Here is a 17,325-nt window from a genome sequence, read left to right on the forward strand (position 1 = left end):
ATTCATAAATTTGATATTCGCATAAAAATGAAAAAATTAAGAAGAAAAATGCATAGTATAAAAAAGTTAAATTATTACATTATATTGTCATTATTGCTTCATTTATCGTTACTTGCAGTTTCATATAAAAAGCAAGAAACAGCACTTGGAGACAAGCTAATTCCAGTAGAAGTATTAGATATTAGTTCAATAATTGGCAAAGGTGACTATATTTTCAAGCCAGTAAGAGGAAATACAAAGCCTAGTAATCAAAAGAAGGAACAAATAATAAATAAAAAGACTCAAGATGAAATTTTAAAAAAAGAGAGCCCAAACAAAATTCAAAAAATAAAGAAAGCAAAAGGAAAAAAGAGGTTAGCTTTTCCAATTAGTGATCCTAAAAAAAATAGAGTTGTTGGGAATGAAGGTGAAGAAATAACAAATCAAGTAGAGAAAGGAAGTCTAAAAGGGAAAGGAAAAGAAAAAATAATTTGTTTATCTTGTGTAAAGCCTGAATATCCTAAAATTGCTTTAAGAGGAGGATTTGAAGGTATCCTGAAACTTAAAATATGGATTGCTACAAATGGAGAGGTTATTGAGGCAAAAATTATAAAATCTTCAGGTTACGAAATTATAGACAAAACTGGAATTAAAGCAGCTCTAAATTCAAAGTTTTATCCACTTACTCAGAAAAGAACGATAAATATAGAATATAATCTGAAGCTAAATAGATGATAATTTCTTGCATGCAGAATTTATGCTTTTTAAACTTCCTGGATTAATTAAACCGTAATACTCAAAGTTATAAATCTTTTCTTCTTCAATTGCTTTTAGATTTCTCCAAAATGGAAGGGTCTGCAAACTTGTTTTACTTCGAGAAGGATAATTTACTATTATTATTTTTGAAGGATTTTTGGTTATAAGCCATTCAGGAGAGAGATTTACATATCCTCTAAATGCGCTTTTTGAATCAAGATCAGCGGTTAAATTATTAAAGTTAAATCTTTTTAGCAGACTGCCTGACCAACTCTTGGAATTAGGGGAAACAAGAGGTTTTAAAGTTGCAAGAACAACAATTTCATCACTACTTCTCTTAATTTTAGGATAACAATAATCCAGTAAGGTATTCAATTTATTTGAATCTTTACCAACAAAGTTAGTCAGTTTATTATTCAAATTTTCTAAATCATCCCAATTTCTAATCTCTGTATAAATAGTTTTAATGCCTAGGGAATTTAATTTATTTAAGGCTTTATCATGAAAACCTTTAGCACCGATTACTAATGTTGGATTAAGAGAAAGTATTTTTTCAAGGTCTGGCGGGTTTCTGCCCTCAGTTACAAATTCTTTATTCTCAAAATCTTTATTGTTTTTAATTAACTTACTACCTGATACTCCAATTAATGATTCAGGTGAAATTTCATTAACCAGATCTGTACTAAGTGAAGTCAGCGTGACTATTCTTTGTTGTGTATCCGCTTTGGATTTTATGTTTATTAATAAAAAAGAGAGGATAAATATTTGAAACCAAATATAATGTTTTATTGAATTCATGAGAAAGAAATTGAACCTATTAAATATAAGGAATTAAAGTTGATTTAATTTAAAAACTAAATTTGAATCCTGCCTTTAAATTTCTTCCAGGTTGAGAATAAGAGTCAATAAAATCAGCAGATGAAGATGCTGAAACTGTTCTCACGTCTGAATATTCAAAATATTTATTATCAATTAGGTTGTAGATCCCAAGATTAACATCAAAATAATCATTAAATTTATATTTATTAACTAAATCAAGCACTGTTTGCGCCTTAGGTACATACGTTGTTGAGGAGGAACTTACTCGCGCCTTGCCTGTGTGTGTTGCTGTTAGTTCAGATCTCCATTTTTTATTATTTGATAAGTACTTCAATCCCGTGACCAATTTAAACGGGTTAATTGAAGCAAGGGGTACATCCTTTGTGTCATCATCTCCTTGAGATAAAGCAGCACTATAAATAACACTCAAACCGGTTGCCTCAGGAAGTCTGTATTCTCCACCTAATTCAATTCCATAAATCGTAGCCTTGCTGGTATTTGTATATTGTAATTGCGTGACACTATTTGTACTGAAACCGCCAATAAAACTTGGCGGACACCCAGGTACAAAAGTTAAGCATCTAGAACCAGTAGTTTCAAAAGAGATGAAATCCTCATACTTATTGTAATAGGCACTTAAATTAACATCCCATTTTGGAGAGGATTTTTTAATTCCTATTTCATAGCTATTGCTTGTTTCTGCCTCTAGATCAGCATTTGGTAAAGTTTCATATTTAAAAAATCTACCAGCAATATTTGTAAAACCATTATTTATTTCGTTGTAATTTGGTGGTCTAAAGCCTCTGGAATATTGTCCATAAATTGAAGTTTCATCATTAATATTGTATATCAATGCGACTTTTGGACTAAGTGCTGTTGAATCATATGAGGCACTTTGACTTGGGAAAAGACTACTTGCCTCAGGTTCCAAGTCATAAGAGTCATACCTTAAGCCAGCAATAAGTTCAAAATTACTGCCAAAAGTAATCTCATCTTGTAAGAAAATACCTAGTCTTTTTGTATCAGAATCTGGAAAATCAAGGGTTGGAGTTGAACTAATTCCAGCAGTCCTTACTCCTGTATCAAGATCAGTTTCAAACTTTGATCTCGGTCTTTCATTTTTTGTTTTTGAATAACTTCCGCCATATGAAAATCTGTGGTTTGCGTTTGATATTTCATTATTTTTAACTAACTGAAAATCAAATCCAGTTACTTTTTCATTAAATTCATATATGTCTTCCCTAAAATAATTTGTAATTCCCGAAGGTCTTGTGCCATATTCAAATCTATTATCATCTACCTCTGCATTTTGATGATAAATTCTCGCTGAAGCACCATCAAAAAAATCAGAGTTATTTATATTTTCATGCTCATATTTAAAAACCAACTTTGATTTATCAACATCATTATCGTAAACATATTTTGACTGAGTTCTTCCACTTACAACTCCTAAATTTCCAGAACCCTCTGTTGTTTCTGACTCTCTGTAGAGATTTTCAACCGATAAACTTATAGATTTATTGTCATCAAAATCATAACTGAAATTTCCATAGATTATTTGCCCTTCATTTTCTTGGTCGTTTGTAAATGCTTCTGAGGCTTTTGTATCCGATTCACTACTTTTTTCCGTTGTATACGATAACAGCAATTTAGCTCTTCCAGCATCTTCCGCCCACCTAATAGTTCCAGTGCTTCCATCATTGCTTCCATCAAATGCCATGGGGAACTCAAACCTTCTTGTCTCTCCTTCTTTAAGTAAATCACTAGCTTCTAGTGACCTGAAAGAAACAACACCTCCCAAGGCATCACTTCCATAAAGACTTGAAGCCGGGCCTCGCAAAACCTCTAAATTATTGATCGACGAGGAATCTATATATTGCCCCCTGCCAACGTTGTAAGGGCCAAAAGTATAAAGAGTCGGAACTCTTACACCGTCATGTTCGATAAGAACTCTGTTACCCTCCATTCCTCTAATATTTATTTCTTGCAATCCATGGAAAATATTATTCTTAGTAGAAACACCAGTTTCATATTTCAACAAATCTCTAATATCACTTCCTTGGTCATCCTGAACATTTTCAAAAACAGAAACAGTTGCAGGCAAATCTTCAACTCTTCTGGGAGTTTTCGTACCAGAAACAGTTATTTTTATAGTTTGAGAATCTTCAATGTCTTGATTGTTTGTTGACAATTCTCCCGATACGTCAGCAAAGCCTGGATTAGCTAACAAAGTAGCAGTAGCTGCTGGTACTACCAACAACTTCTTAAAAAATTTCACTCTTGCCTCACACAACAAGATATTTACTCTCTTTTTATAAAGCAAATAATAAATTTCAACTTTTAAATGCCGTATAAATCTATACAGATGAACTAGCAAAAATACTCAACAAGAAGGTACATCCAGAAAAAAGTATTTATTTGGTTATGGCCTGGTATAAAAAATGACAAGATTTAAGAGCTACTCTGTTTAGCTTTTATTGTGCAGCCTTAATTGTGCAAATTTGAAGACCAATAGGTGTCTCTATTTGACATGTCTCAACTTGGAATGCTTTTTTAATTAGGTGGTTATTAAGTGCTTTCTTTGGTGAATCAATAGCTAATAATTTTCCCTCTTTAAGTACTGCAATCCGATCGCAGTATCTTGCTGCTAAGTTCAAGTCATGTATAACAGTTATAATTGAAATTTCTTGTTCTTGATTAATTTTCTTTAGTAGATCTAAGAATTGAAGTTGATATCGAAGATCTAAAAAAGTCGTCGGTTCATCCAATAAAAGTGTTTTTGCATTTTGAGCGAGAGCTAAGGAAAGGAAAGCCCTTTGCCTTTGCCCTCCAGATAACATATCAATAGGTTTATCCTTAAAATCAGTCATATCAGTTAATTCGATGGATCTTACAACTTTAGAATGATCATTTTCATTAAGATCTAATTCCCACCATTTCTTATGGGGTGAACGTCCAAGGCAAACCAATTCATAGACAGTTAGAGTTAAATTAGATCTTTGATGCTGAGGTAAGATAGAAATCTTTTTTGCAATTTCTTTTGTGGAAGAATGATGAATATCATGCCCGTCTAAATATGCAGTACCTGAATGTGCATCAAGTATACGACTAATCCCTTTTAAGAAAGTGGATTTACCTGATCCATTAGCTCCAACAATTCCTAGCCATTCTGACTTCTGCAATGAAAGACTGATAGATTTAATAATATTATTTTCTTCATAACCGGTAGAGAAATCATTTGTTATAAGTGTCATTACGTCTATCTCAAAGTAGATAAAGATTTTTGTCTTTTATACAATAAGACTATAAAAATCGGAGCACCTAATAGTGATGTAATGATTCCCACAGGCAATTCAATAGTCCCTGATCTTGCAATTAAATCAGCTGAGCTGAGTGTTAAAGCACCTAACAATGCAGAGAATGGAAGAACGACTCTATAGTCTGTTCCAAATAAAAATCGTACGGCATGGGGGACAATCAGACCTACAAAACCTATCAACCCACCAACACTAACTGAACTTGCAGCCAAAAGAGTTGCCGATGCACCAATCAAACATCTTGAACGAAATAAAGAATTCCCCAACCCTACTGACAATTCATCTCCCAAACCTAATAAATTTAATGGCCTAGAGAGTAACAAACCCACAACTAAAGCAAATGCAATTGGTGGAGCAGCCAACTTAATTTCAGCCCAACCTCTTGAATTAAGACTACCTATCAACCAAGTTAAAGCAGCTTGAACTCGTCCATCTTCAGTTTGTAGAAGTAGCATTGACTGAATAGACCCAAAAAGGCTACTTAGAGCAACCCCTCCAAGAATCAATCTTTCCACCGATATAGAAGTACCTGATTTTGCTAAAAAATAGACAATCAATGTAGTAAAAATAGCTCCAATCCAAGCAGCAATTGGGATCCAAGAGAGCCATAAACCCATGCTAATCAACAAAACAATTACTAAACCAGAACCTGCAGAAATCCCAAGCAAATAAGGACTTGCCAAGCCATTTCTAAGCATTCCCTGCAAGAGAGCACCCGACATGCCTAACGCAGAGCCAACTAATAATGAGGCTATTAATCTAGGTAGCCGAAGTTCCCAAAAAATGATCTGATTAGTTATGTCGCCTTGTCGTAAAAAAGCCTTGAAAATTTCTTCACTAGTAAGGTCAATGGAACCTCTACTTAAGGACAAGACTATGACTAAACCAATAAATGCTAAAAGAACTGTGCCGTTCAACCAATTCTTTTCTTTAAATAAATTTAAAAGCTTTTTATAAAACACCTGAAAAATTTATTACAATTATACGATAGGCATTAAGATATTTATGCAATGTACAAATATTACATATTCAATAAATATAGCTTAAAGGACTTAATGAAAATGAACCTAGTGCAAGAATTTAAAGGCAAATATTTTTTAGTATATTCTTACTATATGGAATATTAAATTAATGCTTAAAAAAACAATAAGTATTAGAAAAATCCGTTCTGATCAATACTTCCTTTTAGATTATCAAAAGGATCTTCTGTTAGAGCTGCAACACAAATTCTTTTGGCAGTCTCCAATTGCTCATGTATGTGGCAATACTCCAAGCATTTAAAATATCTATCTTAGGCTGATTTCGTTTTATAAATATGTTTAAGCTAAATTTATCCTTGATGGAATCAATTATAAGTTTATTAAATAATGATTCAAATTAATCAATCAAAGAGTAAAATATGATAGGTATAAACTTATTAAATAAAACTATTAAAGAACAAAATATTATTGATACAGAATTAATGCTAAAATTTAAAAGATTGTAAACTAAAATAAAAAAATAAAATAAAAATAATTTCATGAACCCGCAAATTTTATTTAATTTTTCTCTAACACTCGTAACTGCAGGTTTGATTTTATTATTTAAAGGATTATTTATATTAGGTTTTGGTAGTTTAATAATTGCGATTGGGACTGCAATAATTTGGCTTATGTCTGGTTTCTTTGGAAAGTTTGAATATAACCCTATGGAATCCAATACAGCAGAGGAAAAAGATGAGGAAGGAAAAGGAGTCTTAAAACCGTTCTAAATCAGTTTTACAAATCACATTTTTAGTGATTTGTAAAATAATGTACAATCAAAGAAATCAATACACCGGTCCAAATACCTTTAAAGAAAATTCTATACTCCCCTGTGTTTAAAGAGTTATTAGTTGTTTGTGGATTTATTAATTCATCCATGTCAGTATTTTTTAATTTAATATACTTGATATCAATATGTTTTCTCGAACAATTTATACCCTACAAGTTTCAGTTTATACAAATTCAACAAAAACAGCTGTTTCTTTATTTCTACATATTTAACTTGCATAGCGTTTATGTACAAAAGCACTCGACATAAAGGGGGAAGAAATAGCTAGAAATATATTTAAATTTTGTATTACATCAGCCTTATCTATTGTTTTATCATCTAAATCAATATAATAATTTTGTAATTTACAATTTCATTAAACTCAAAATACACTTAATAAATAAACCAAATTTCTGTATCATCGCTTAAAGAAAATTTTGGAATATTTTTATATATAATTTAAGTCGAAAAATGATACATTAGAATTTCTTTCTTGTAAATTTCTATTTTTTTATCCTTGCATAAAAAATGTAGGAAATTAACTTTTAATATATTTTTCGGTGAAAAGATTAATTTTATTAAAGTGTTTTGGCAATTTTTGCTAATGAATTTATAGTCAAATACTTTTTATTATGAATAGCTGAAATAGTTTGTTCTTTTATCATTGATAGAAATTTTTTATTTTCACAATTAAATTGACTGCATTCGAGGCCCTGTAAAAGGTTTTTATCAATATCTTTAAAATCAGTCTCGCTTTTTATCCTTGAGAAGATCTCGTATGCTTTCATCAATTCAAAGATTAAAAAATAATATTGTCATCATCAAGTAAATATCTACTAGAGTGAAATCACCTAATTCAAAATCAAAACATGCTTTATGTATTAAATTTACTCCTCAAATGAATCTTTTTTTATGGGTTTATCTGAGTTTTTTTATAATATTTTAATAGGTGATTATTTAATTGATGTATTTAGCTGAAACTTTGGGATTACAATTTCTTGCTCCGCAGAGTGTATTAGGAATCCTGATCTTAGTAACAGGGTTCATTTTCTCAATGATGATGTTCTATGTAGGATATATCTCAATTCGAGAGATGTATTCAAATAAATCTCTTTCGTCAACAGATAAAAAATTTAAGGAGCAAAAAGAAAAGATAGCTAGGCTTTACCCGCAATCATAAAATTAACTTATAGAAAGTCTCTATCAGGAAATTTAATGTCATATTTTTTCGACAAACAAACCTGATAAAAAGCAAACCATTAACATTTTTATTGAATTAACATGCTATGTATTTACGGCTTGATTCAGTAGTAATGAGTCTGCTGCCAGCACTTAATGAAAAGAACCTACCTTGGATCGATGTAATTCATCCAATAATTGTTCACTTTGTTATTGCAATGACTTTAATAGCAGTTGTTTTTGATATTATTGGCATTCTTACGAAAAGATCTAATCTTTTTGAGGTTAGTTTTCTTAATTTAATAGTTGCTACGATAGCAATTTTTATTGCTATAATTTTCGGTCAAATTGAAGCTGGATTGGCAAATCCTTATGGATCTTCAAAAGATATTTTGAACTATCACAGTACGATTGGTTGGTCATTAGCAGCTATTCTCTCAATAATAACTGGCTGGCGTTATGTCTCACGGCAAAATAACCCTAATAATCTATCAATAGGTTTTTTATTTGTAGACATAATGCTTGGTTTTCTTGTATGTATTCAAGTTTATTTAGGTGATAAACTTGTTTGGATTTATGGATTACATACTGTTCCAGTAGTTAATGCAATAAGAGATGGAATAATATAATGATTATTAATAATGTTTTAATTAAAATTACATCACCAATCACAGAGATACAGAGTTCATTAGGTCCTAATGACCTTCCCTATAAAATACCAATTCATCCCAACTTGGTTCATTTAACTATTGGATTATTTGCTATTGCTATAGCTTTTGATTTCGCAGGAGCATTTTATCCTTTTGAGAAGAGAATACTGAGATTTCTAGCTTTTCCGGTTACTAGAGTGGGGTTTCATGATGTTGGTTGGTATAACATACTTGCAGCTTCCTTTATTACATTTTTTACAGTTGCTACAGGCTTCTTTGAAATGCTTTTAGCTGTGCCTATAGGGGGGATAAAAAGTATTATTGGACAAGGAGCTATTACTACTATGCTTTGGCATGGGGTAGGAGGAGTTTTAATATTATTTATTTTAATTACTATGACAGTTTGGAGAGGTTATCAGAGATTTGTTTTTAGAAAAGATTTTGGAAGACAGGTATCATGGTCTTATTTATTTTCAGGTACTATCATTTTATTAATTATGGGATTACATGGTAGTTTAGGTGCATGGTTGGCAAGTGATTTTGGTGTCCATATTACAGCGGATCAACTTTTAGTTAAAGGAATTGATCTTACAAGTATTTTATAATGAATACGTTAGTAAAAAAAATTTTTAATCCGAAGTTTATATCTATTGTTGGCATATCAATAGCAATATTTATAGATTTGCTTATTAGTAAATTAATGGCAAATTGGTCATATTCTTGGCTTCCAGTACAAGCATCAGCAGCAGCTCCATATGTAGATAATCTTTTTGCCTTTGAGACAGGAATTGGAACTTTTATTTTTCTTGGCTGCTCAGGTGTAATTGGTTGGGTATTAATATTTAATAGAGCTCCAAAATATGATGAAAGTTTTGGAGAGCCCATAGAGGGAAATACAAATTTAGAAATTGTTTGGACAGTAATTCCTCTTTTGCTTGTTATTGCAATTGCAATTTACTCAACTAATGTTAATAGCACCCTTAAGAATTTAGGATCCAAATCAAAATATGATCCACAAAAGAATTTAATTGAAAATTCTGAACTTGGACTAAAACTTAATGATGCTCCCATTGATGTAATAGCAAGACAATGGAACTGGGAGTTTGTATATCCTGAAGGCTTTTCCAGCTCAGAGTTACATTTACCAATCAATAAAAAGATTAACTTTAGATTAATTTCTAAGGACGTACTACATGGTTTCTATATTCCTGCTTTTCGATTAAAACAGGATATTATTCCAGGCAGTGTAATCGAATATAGCCTCACACCAACAAGATCTGGTGTTTATCGTCTTAGAGATTCGATGTTTAGTGGAACATATTTTTCTGAAAATCAAACTAATGTAATTGTTGAATCAAAAGATTCTTACCAAAAATGGATAAATAAGACTGTAAAAAAAGTACCTGTTAGTGGTTTAAATCAAGCTGGTATTCTTTACAAAAAACGATTAGAAAAAGGAAATAGAGGCTGGGCAACTGTACCTCCAAAATCAGCACCTCTAGTTAATGAGCCTGGAGATTATCAGCAACAACATGAAGGATAGATTTGATTTATGACAATAACTAATTACGACGAACGTGTTTTAAAAGCTACCCATCCAGTACCTGGAGCTCCAAATAATTGGAAAAGATTTTTTGGATTTAATACAGATGCGAAGGTTATTGGAATCCAATACATAGTAACCGCTCTTTTCTTCTTGTTATTAGGTGGGTTACTCGGAATGTTAGTAAGAGGTGAATTGATCACACCACCATCAGATCTTTTTGATCCAAGTGTTTATAACGGTCTGTACACAATGCACGGAACAGTAATGCTCTTTCTGTTCTTGTTTCCAGTACTTAGTGGACTAACAAATCTATTGGTACCACCAATGATTGGAGCACCGGATATGGCATTTCCAAAATTAAATGCGCTTGCCTTTTGGCTAGTGCCAGTTTTCTCAATTGTATTACTTGCAAGCTTTTTTGTTCCCGGAGGTCCAGCTTCCTCTGGGTGGTGGTCTTACCCACCAGTAAGCATTCAAAATCCGCTTGGTATTTTCTTTAATGGTGAGATGTTATGGATAACAGCAATTGGTTTGTCGGGCGTTTCCTCAATTATTGGTGCCCTTAATTTTGTGACAACGATTATTCGAATGAGAGCACCAGGAATGTCGTTTTTTCGAATGCCTATTTTTATTTGGACTGTATTGGCTGCACAAATTCTTCAACTACTTGGGCTACCAGCACTTACAGGTGCAGCAATAATGCTCTTTTTTGATCTTAATTTTGGAACAAGCTTTTTTAATCCTGAAACAGGTGGGGATCCAGTTTTATTTCAACATTTTTTTTGGTTCTATTCTCATCCCGCTGTATACGTAATGGTTTTACCAGTATTTGGTATATTTTCAGAATTGTTCCCAGTTTATTCTCGTAAACCATTATTTGGCTATAAATTTGTAGCCGTAGCTTCCTTTGGCATAACGATATTATCTCTAGTCGTTTGGGTACATCATATGTTTTATACCGGTACACCAATGTGGATGAGAAATATTTTTATGTTTACAACAATGTTAATTGCTGTACCTACTGGGGTTAAAGTTTTTGCATGGATAGCAACTCTTTGGGGTGGCAATTTAAGATTGAATACACCTATGCTGTTCTGTTTAGGGGGACTTTTTAATTTTATATTTGGAGGCATTACTGGTGTAATGCTTGCAACAGTACCAATTGACATACACGTTGGGAACACATACTTTGTTGTTGCTCATTTTCATTACATAATTTTCAATACAATTGCATTTGGAATATTTGCAGGAATATATCACTGGTTCCCAAAATTTACTGGTCGTATGTTTTATGAAGGGCTGGGCAAGGTTCACTTTACTTTAACTTTTATTGGAGCAACACTTAATTGGTTGCCATTGCATTGGGCTGGCTTACTAGGTATGCCAAGAAGAGTTGCTTCTTATGATCCAGAGTTTGCTATTTGGAATGTTATTGCGAGTATCGGAGCCTTCATGCTTGGTGTCGCGTCTATTCCATTTATTTTAAATATGGTTAGTTCATGGTCTAGAGGTAAAAAAGCACCTCCAAATCCTTGGAATGCTATTGGACTTGAATGGTTATTACCATCACCACCTGCTCATGAGAACTTTGAAGAAGATATTCCAACTGTACTTAATGAACCTTACTGTTATGGGTTAAACAAACCTTTTGTTGTTGATGAGGAATTTTATGTTAAAAAAGCCCTAGATGAAACCTAAATGACTTCAACAGAATCGGAATCACTACTTCACACACCTGGTCATGTTAAACATGATGGACATAATTTGACAGGTTTTATTATTTTTCTGTGCTCAGAAAGTATTATTTTCTTTGCTTTTTTTGTTGGCTATGCTGTCTTAAAAATTTCAGCACCGACTTGGTATCCTGACGGCGTAAGAGGTATAGCGGTAAGAGAACCATTAATCAACACAGTCGTTTTAGTTGGCTCAAGTTTCGTTATATATTTTGCTGAAAGATACTTACATAAAAAGAATTATTGGGGATTTAGGATCGTTTGGTTAATTACAATGTTAATGGGATCATATTTTGTCTATGGTCAATATGTTGAATGGTCTGAATTGACATTCAGCCTTAGTAGTGGTGTATTTGGTAGTTTATTTTATTTACTAACTGGTTTCCATGGTTTACATGTTATTACAGGAATATTACTAATGGGTTTAATGTTATTTCGTTCATTTATTCCTGGAAATTATGAAAAGGGTGAAATGGGAGTTGAATCAATAAGTTTATTTTGGCACTTCGTAGATGTAATTTGGATTATATTATTTGTATTAATTTATGTGTGGCAATAATTTTCATTTGTATATGCAGATTCAAAAAAAATATCGAAAATAATGTTTATAGATGATCATCATTATGACTGTATAATTGTTGGGAGTGGGGCGGGAGGCTCTACTCTTGCCAGTGAGTTAAGTAGACAAGGTAAATGGGTACTACTACTTGAACGTGGAGGTCAATTGCCTCTTGAAGATCAAAATATAAAAGGTACTGATTTATTTAGAAAAACAAAATATCACCCTTTAGGAGAAAAGTGGTTTGGTCCAGATGGCGATCCTTTCGCTCCTCAAACTGCCTATTCACTTGGAGGTAATACAAAGATTTGGGGTGCAGTTCTACAACGAATGAGGGAAAAAGATTTTATTTCATCGCCTTTACAAGAGGGAATATCTCCATCTTGGCCTTTTAGCTATGAAGACCTTGAACCATACTACGAATATGCCGAAAAATTATTTAATGTTCATGGTAAAGAAGGTTTAGACCCAACAGATCCCCCTCGGAAAAGAAAATACAATAATGCTCCAAGAAAATTAGAAGATTTTTTAGAGTCACTCAGAGAGTCACTTATTAGGAATGGATGCCACCCATATGACTTGCCAATAAGCTGGCCTGACTCATTAAAAGAGGATAATGATAATTATGAAAATTGTTCTTTTTTCCCTAGAGGAGATGCTCAATTATTTGGTTTATATGCTTCCGATAAGAACAGACTAGAAGTAAAAACTAATGCCAATGTCTTAAAATTGCATGTCAATCCAAGTGGTAAAGCAATTAAAGGTGTAGAGGTAAAATTAGAAGAAGATGTATGGTTGTTTTCATCAGATATTGTTGTCTTGGCTGCTGGTGCTATAAATACACCAGTGATAATGTTGAACTCTAGGACAGCAAATCATCCTAATGGATTAAGTAATAGCTCAGGTCAAGTAGGACGAAATTTGATGAATCTTCAACTAACTTGTATTTTGCAAAGAGCTAGTGAGCCAAATAATGGTCTTTTCAACAGATCATTTGGTATTAATGACTATTACTGGGGAGACAAAAATGTAAATTTCCCTCTTGGGCATATTCAATCTGGTGGCGGAGTCTTGAAAGATGCATTGTTTGCCGAATCTCCACCAGTACTATCATTGATTACAAAATTAATACCAGATTTTGGGCTTAAACGGCTAGCTTCTAGGTCTATTACTTGGTGGGCAATGACGGAGGTATTACCGGACCCTGAAAATAGAGTATGGGTTGACGATAATAAGATCAGAATTAACTATTTACATAATAATCTTGAAGCACATGATCGACTTGTTTATAGATGGTTAGATACTTTAAATAAGGTCGAGCGGGACACAAAAACAGCTGTAGTAACAAGAACCCCTACTCACCCAAGAGGCGCAGCCCCTCTAAGTGTTGTTGGATATGCATGTGGTACTTGTCGAATGGGAACATCACCCAATTCCTCGGTTGTAGATCTAAATGGCAAATGCCATGATCTAGAAAATTTATATATTGTTGATTCAAGTATTTTCCCAAGCTGTCCAAGTGTTGGTCATGGCCTGACGATTATTGCTTTAGCACTACGTATGGCAGATAAATTAACGACAGGTATCAATCCCCAGATCACATGCTGGGGTGGATCGTGATTTCCTCTAAATCAATAGGAAGGAACTAAATGTACAAAATTTTGTTCTCATGGTTAAATTCTACTACTATAGTTGTATCTTATAAGTTAATTAAATCCGAATAATAGGATATACTCCAAAAAATTTTTTCTAATCATGTGGGAATCAATTATTTATCTGCTAATTGGAAAAAATGAAAAATCAAATACACAGTCAAATTATAATTATCAGATTAAGGATTAAAACTATTTATCTAGATTTTCTTGTTCTATTTTCCTTAACTTTTGGTTTATATCATTCAATCTATTCTCAGCCATAGCAATATATTCTTCTGCACCGTACCTACCTTCAAAAGTTTTAGTATCTCCTTTAAGAAAATCTTTGTACATGTTTATATCACTCTGCCATTGATTTCTGGCATCGATTAAAGATTGATATTGACTACTCATTTTAATATTCTTGAACTATTTTGATCAACGTTAGAAACGAAAAAATATGAAATAAAAGAAATTATATTTGCACTCAAGCGACCCATAGGGTTTGAGATTGATAAGGATCTTTCAAAATTCTTAATGAGATCTGACCTTGACTGCCTAATACTCTTTTCGCCTCTACTATTTAAAATATTCTCAATTATTTCATGAATTTGCTGGTGCATAGGGTGTGAATTGTTAATACTCCAATATTGATCTAAGGCATGAAGCTTACTATTGCTAAAACATTCCGCTCGATTCTTAAAGAATATAGAATCGGCCGATGATAAAAACATATGTTTTCTTAGACTTCTAATATATGTTTTAGATTTTCGCTCCTATAGCCCAAAAAAGTCTAGAAGAAATGAAACAAAATATTGTTTCATATTTACCTTACAGTATCTCAAATCTATAAGCCAAGGGGATCAAAGCAATTGCTGTTAAAATCAATTAATTTGATTATTTACAACCCAAATATCCTCCTCTTTGGCCACACCATGAATCCATTCTTTAAACTCTTGAGAAATTGCAATTTGATCTTCTCTCTCTAGAGATAATGATCTTTTTAAAACTTCCTTCAGAGAACGAGTAATTAAATCTTCAATATTCTTTCTATTTTTCATTATAGAAAAGTTCATCTACTAACAATTTATTAAAACAACAAGATAAGAACAAAAAATAAACATATTCTCTTCATTATTAAAGTAAGATTTTAAAGATGGTTTTGTATCAATTATTTCTACTATATAGTAGAGTCTAAATCTTAGCTATCAATCCAGTAAGAATATCTTTCACATCACTCTGAATGATCTCTTTTGTTAAATAAATCAAAGAGCTCGTTTTAAAAATTACTAGTGGTATTGCAATAATCAAAATTAACCCTAACGAAATTATCATAGAAGAAGAAATTCGGATTAACCATTTAGTAATTGGATCTAATTCCATATCATGAAAACAAATTAATACTATAGTTTTTTTTAATCTCTTTGTTTGATTAATTGCTACATATTAAGTGTATTTATGTTCTTAATTTATATGTCTTTAGGCAATATTCAGATAAGCAAAGAAAAAATATTATTTAAATTACCCCAATCTCATTCCAATGATTTATTCAGCCATTCTTCAACTTTATTTTTAGAGCCATACCAATCTTTACCAAAAGCTTTTCCATGTGCTGTTTCTTTCATCACTATCTGTTTTGAGCCAATTAGCAATGCTGAATCTCTAGGAACTAGTCCATCTCCAATAACGTCTCCATTCCCATTCAATGCTCTATAGGATGACCTACTCAACCTTAGTGAGGTTTTTGTAGCAATAGGTCCGTTCAAGTCTAATTCACCAGCAACAGATACATAACAAACATCAGCGCTGTAGAAACTACCTGGCAATTTAGAGCTTACAAAATTACGCAGATGCGTAGCTCTTTTAGCTTGGTTAGGACTTCCTAGGGTAATTAGGCAATTAGCGTAATCCTTCCCATTGTATATCTTTCCACTAAATAAAAGATCTGATAAATATAATCTTAGGATCATTCCTCCAGAGCTATGACCGATTAAAGTGACTTTGTTTTTTGGTGATTCTTTCGATAATTCTTTAACAATTTTATCAACTTTATCAAGAATAATCTTCCAACCAAATGACCAATTAGTGCTAAGCCATTCTATTTTATTTACTGGAACTATTACTACCTTGTTATTTGATCGACTTTTAATATATTCTGTCATATCCCCATAAGAACTCCCCTCGATCAAGAAACCACCAAGGATAATTATTGGCTGTTCAATATATTTATTCATGATTTAGTAGAAAACCTGAAAAGAATTAATTTAAAAACTATTTTAATGATTAAATCATTTATATTTTTAAAATACATAATTTTAGTCACCTAACTAATTGACATGAATTCTTAGATCATTCCTACTAGTAATAGCGATTACATGTCGATGTATTTAATATCTTCACAAAAGACTCTCTCATGAAGGCATCTAAAATAAAAACAAAGTAATTGGAAAATGTTGCAATCCATTGTTAACGGTGTTGGCGAAAAAATTATTCCAGAAAAAAGGGCGTATAAAAAGTAATGATGTTGAAGGAGGAGGGTTTATTTCAGATTTAATAATCCTGACGCATTTTTGTCAGATAATTTCATGAAAAATCAAGGAATGTATTTAAATACGAAAAAGGGAGAATAACTACTCGATTTCTAAATATTGCTGTTTCAAAAAAAATGGTAAATCTACTTCTATAGAGTCTGTTTACTCTTGAGGATCACAAAGGGATTTTTATAGATTCATGCGTTTCGCAAATAAACATGCCAAACCCTTGCTTATAAAGCGAATAATGACAAGTCATTAAAAACAAAGATTATAATCTAAACCTTCAGTTTTCTAATCACCATTGATTGTTCTTTCTCTCATAAACATAAAAGCACCAAATGAGAAAGCTAATGAAATCAGAAAAGTAAGAGGGAAGTAAATACCCCACAATTTCATTTGCAGTCTTTTCCCCTCGGCAGCATAGAACGCAAATATTGCAATTAATAAAACTGCTGTATCAGCAGAAACGAATCCAGATGTTGGTGTTGCCCAGGCACCATCAATGAAAGTATTAGCTATTTCGATAACTGAGCTTCCAACAGAACCACTTTGTACTTGACTGACAAATTTCGCTATAAAGTAAAAAGGCCAAATCAATCCAGCTAGTGTCGTTACGCCATAAATAGAAAGACGAATGTTAGACCACATTAGGTTTAAAATAAAAATCATTTATAGCTAAAAAGGATAATCTCTTGATGTATAAAAAATCAACAAAATACAGAAGTCACTGTTTTCTTAAAGTTATCGCTAAATATAGAAGGTAAAAAGTTAAGTTGAATACCAATTAATCTTGTTATTAATATCAGCCATTAGCTAGTTAGGAGCTGA

Annotated in this window: 16 protein-coding genes; 8 read left to right on the forward strand and 8 right to left on the reverse strand. The window is 32.3% G+C overall.

What is annotated here, in order from left to right; all coding sequences use genetic code 11:
* Positions 1-27 precede the first annotated feature (27 nt).
* Positions 28-714, forward strand: coding sequence for an energy transducer TonB (locus tag AC6EIW_RS03115; RefSeq protein WP_498521139.1), 687 nt, complete (start codon positions 28-30; stop codon positions 712-714).
* Here the strand turns inward: AC6EIW_RS03115 and AC6EIW_RS03120 are convergent.
* The 4 genes from AC6EIW_RS03120 to AC6EIW_RS03135 all read right to left on the reverse strand — a co-directional run bounded on the left by AC6EIW_RS03120 (position 703) and on the right by AC6EIW_RS03135 (position 5,833).
* Positions 703-1,533: an ABC transporter substrate-binding protein gene (locus tag AC6EIW_RS03120; RefSeq protein ID WP_498521140.1), complete on the reverse strand. Its 831-nt coding sequence runs from the start codon at positions 1,531-1,533 to the stop codon at positions 703-705. The two genes, AC6EIW_RS03115 and AC6EIW_RS03120, sit on opposite strands and share 12 nt — an antisense overlap.
* 49 nt (positions 1,534-1,582) lie before the next feature.
* Positions 1,583-3,814: a TonB-dependent hemoglobin/transferrin/lactoferrin family receptor gene (locus AC6EIW_RS03125; RefSeq protein WP_498521141.1), complete on the reverse strand. Its 2,232-nt coding sequence runs from the start codon at positions 3,812-3,814 to the stop codon at positions 1,583-1,585.
* 214 nt (positions 3,815-4,028) lie between these two features.
* Positions 4,029-4,808, reverse strand: coding sequence for an ABC transporter ATP-binding protein (locus tag AC6EIW_RS03130; protein WP_498521142.1), 780 nt, complete (start codon positions 4,806-4,808; stop codon positions 4,029-4,031).
* 5 nt (positions 4,809-4,813) lie between these two features.
* Complete coding sequence (locus AC6EIW_RS03135; RefSeq protein ID WP_498521143.1) at positions 4,814-5,833, reverse strand: FecCD family ABC transporter permease; 1,020 nt, start codon at positions 5,831-5,833, stop codon at positions 4,814-4,816.
* Positions 5,834-6,390: 557 nt separating this feature from the next.
* Here AC6EIW_RS03135 and AC6EIW_RS03140 point away from each other — a divergent pair.
* From AC6EIW_RS03140 to AC6EIW_RS03170, 7 genes are all read left to right on the forward strand, one after another.
* Positions 6,391-6,621, forward strand: coding sequence for a hypothetical protein (locus AC6EIW_RS03140; RefSeq protein WP_498521144.1), 231 nt, complete (start codon positions 6,391-6,393; stop codon positions 6,619-6,621).
* A gap of 1,327 nt (positions 6,622-7,948) precedes the next feature.
* Entirely contained in the window at positions 7,949-8,470 is a 522-nt protein-coding gene (locus tag AC6EIW_RS03145) for a DUF2231 domain-containing protein (RefSeq protein WP_498521145.1), read from the forward strand.
* Entirely contained in the window at positions 8,470-9,096 is a 627-nt protein-coding gene (locus AC6EIW_RS03150; RefSeq protein ID WP_498521146.1) for a DUF2231 domain-containing protein, read from the forward strand. The genes AC6EIW_RS03145 and AC6EIW_RS03150 overlap by 1 nt, the downstream gene beginning before the upstream one ends.
* A complete protein-coding gene (locus tag AC6EIW_RS03155; protein ID WP_498521147.1) occupies positions 9,096-10,034 on the forward strand; it encodes a cytochrome c oxidase subunit II in 939 nt (312 codons plus the stop codon). The genes AC6EIW_RS03150 and AC6EIW_RS03155 overlap by 1 nt, the downstream gene beginning before the upstream one ends.
* Before the next feature lie 9 nt (positions 10,035-10,043).
* Positions 10,044-11,735, forward strand: a complete 1,692-nt coding sequence (locus AC6EIW_RS03160; protein ID WP_498521148.1) for a cytochrome c oxidase subunit I — start codon at positions 10,044-10,046, stop codon at positions 11,733-11,735.
* A complete protein-coding gene (locus tag AC6EIW_RS03165) occupies positions 11,736-12,329 on the forward strand; it encodes a cytochrome c oxidase subunit 3 (RefSeq protein WP_498521149.1) in 594 nt (197 codons plus the stop codon). It abuts the gene before it with no gap.
* 42 nt (positions 12,330-12,371) lie between these two features.
* Positions 12,372-13,949 (forward strand): GMC oxidoreductase, encoded by a 1,578-nt coding sequence (locus tag AC6EIW_RS03170; RefSeq protein ID WP_498521150.1) that lies wholly within the window; start codon positions 12,372-12,374, stop codon positions 13,947-13,949.
* Positions 13,950-14,173: 224 nt separating this feature from the next.
* Here the strand turns inward: AC6EIW_RS03170 and AC6EIW_RS03175 are convergent, their stop codons facing one another.
* From AC6EIW_RS03175 to AC6EIW_RS03190, 4 genes are all read right to left on the reverse strand, one after another.
* Positions 14,174-14,377, reverse strand: coding sequence for a hypothetical protein (locus tag AC6EIW_RS03175; protein ID WP_498521151.1), 204 nt, complete (start codon positions 14,375-14,377; stop codon positions 14,174-14,176).
* A 470-nt stretch (positions 14,378-14,847) separates the two neighbouring features.
* Positions 14,848-15,024 carry a hypothetical protein gene (locus AC6EIW_RS03180; RefSeq protein ID WP_498521152.1) on the reverse strand — a complete coding sequence of 59 codons (177 nt, stop codon included), beginning with the start codon at positions 15,022-15,024 and terminating at the stop codon, positions 14,848-14,850.
* A 471-nt stretch (positions 15,025-15,495) separates the two neighbouring features.
* Positions 15,496-16,197, reverse strand: a complete 702-nt coding sequence (locus AC6EIW_RS03185; RefSeq protein WP_498521153.1) for an esterase/lipase family protein — start codon at positions 16,195-16,197, stop codon at positions 15,496-15,498.
* A gap of 591 nt (positions 16,198-16,788) precedes the next feature.
* Entirely contained in the window at positions 16,789-17,166 is a 378-nt protein-coding gene (locus tag AC6EIW_RS03190) for a DUF2834 domain-containing protein (protein ID WP_498521154.1), read from the reverse strand.
* Positions 17,167-17,325 lie beyond the last annotated feature (159 nt).

The sequence above is a fragment of the Prochlorococcus sp. MIT2308 genome, from assembly GCF_059772345.1.

Excerpts from the sequence above, each read along its gene's own strand:
- AC6EIW_RS03115 (WP_498521139.1), top strand. The coding sequence starts at position 28 with ATGAAAAAATTAAGAAGAAAAATGCATAGTATAAAAAAGTTAAATTAT.
- AC6EIW_RS03120 (WP_498521140.1), bottom strand. The coding sequence starts at position 1,533 with ATGAATTCAATAAAACATTATATTTGGTTTCAAATATTTATCCTCTCT.
- AC6EIW_RS03130 (WP_498521142.1), bottom strand. The coding sequence starts at position 4,808 with ATGACACTTATAACAAATGATTTCTCTACCGGTTATGAAGAAAATAAT.
- AC6EIW_RS03140 (WP_498521144.1), top strand. The coding sequence starts at position 6,391 with ATGAACCCGCAAATTTTATTTAATTTTTCTCTAACACTCGTAACTGCA.
- AC6EIW_RS03145 (WP_498521145.1), top strand. The coding sequence starts at position 7,949 with ATGTATTTACGGCTTGATTCAGTAGTAATGAGTCTGCTGCCAGCACTT.
- AC6EIW_RS03150 (WP_498521146.1), top strand. The coding sequence starts at position 8,470 with ATGATTATTAATAATGTTTTAATTAAAATTACATCACCAATCACAGAG.
- AC6EIW_RS03155 (WP_498521147.1), top strand. The coding sequence starts at position 9,096 with ATGAATACGTTAGTAAAAAAAATTTTTAATCCGAAGTTTATATCTATT.
- AC6EIW_RS03160 (WP_498521148.1), top strand. The coding sequence starts at position 10,044 with ATGACAATAACTAATTACGACGAACGTGTTTTAAAAGCTACCCATCCA.
- AC6EIW_RS03165 (WP_498521149.1), top strand. The coding sequence starts at position 11,736 with ATGACTTCAACAGAATCGGAATCACTACTTCACACACCTGGTCATGTT.
- AC6EIW_RS03170 (WP_498521150.1), top strand. The coding sequence starts at position 12,372 with ATGTTTATAGATGATCATCATTATGACTGTATAATTGTTGGGAGTGGG.
- AC6EIW_RS03175 (WP_498521151.1), bottom strand. The coding sequence starts at position 14,377 with ATGAGTAGTCAATATCAATCTTTAATCGATGCCAGAAATCAATGGCAG.
- AC6EIW_RS03180 (WP_498521152.1), bottom strand. The coding sequence starts at position 15,024 with ATGAAAAATAGAAAGAATATTGAAGATTTAATTACTCGTTCTCTGAAG.
- AC6EIW_RS03185 (WP_498521153.1), bottom strand. The coding sequence starts at position 16,197 with ATGAATAAATATATTGAACAGCCAATAATTATCCTTGGTGGTTTCTTG.
- AC6EIW_RS03190 (WP_498521154.1), bottom strand. The coding sequence starts at position 17,166 with ATGATTTTTATTTTAAACCTAATGTGGTCTAACATTCGTCTTTCTATT.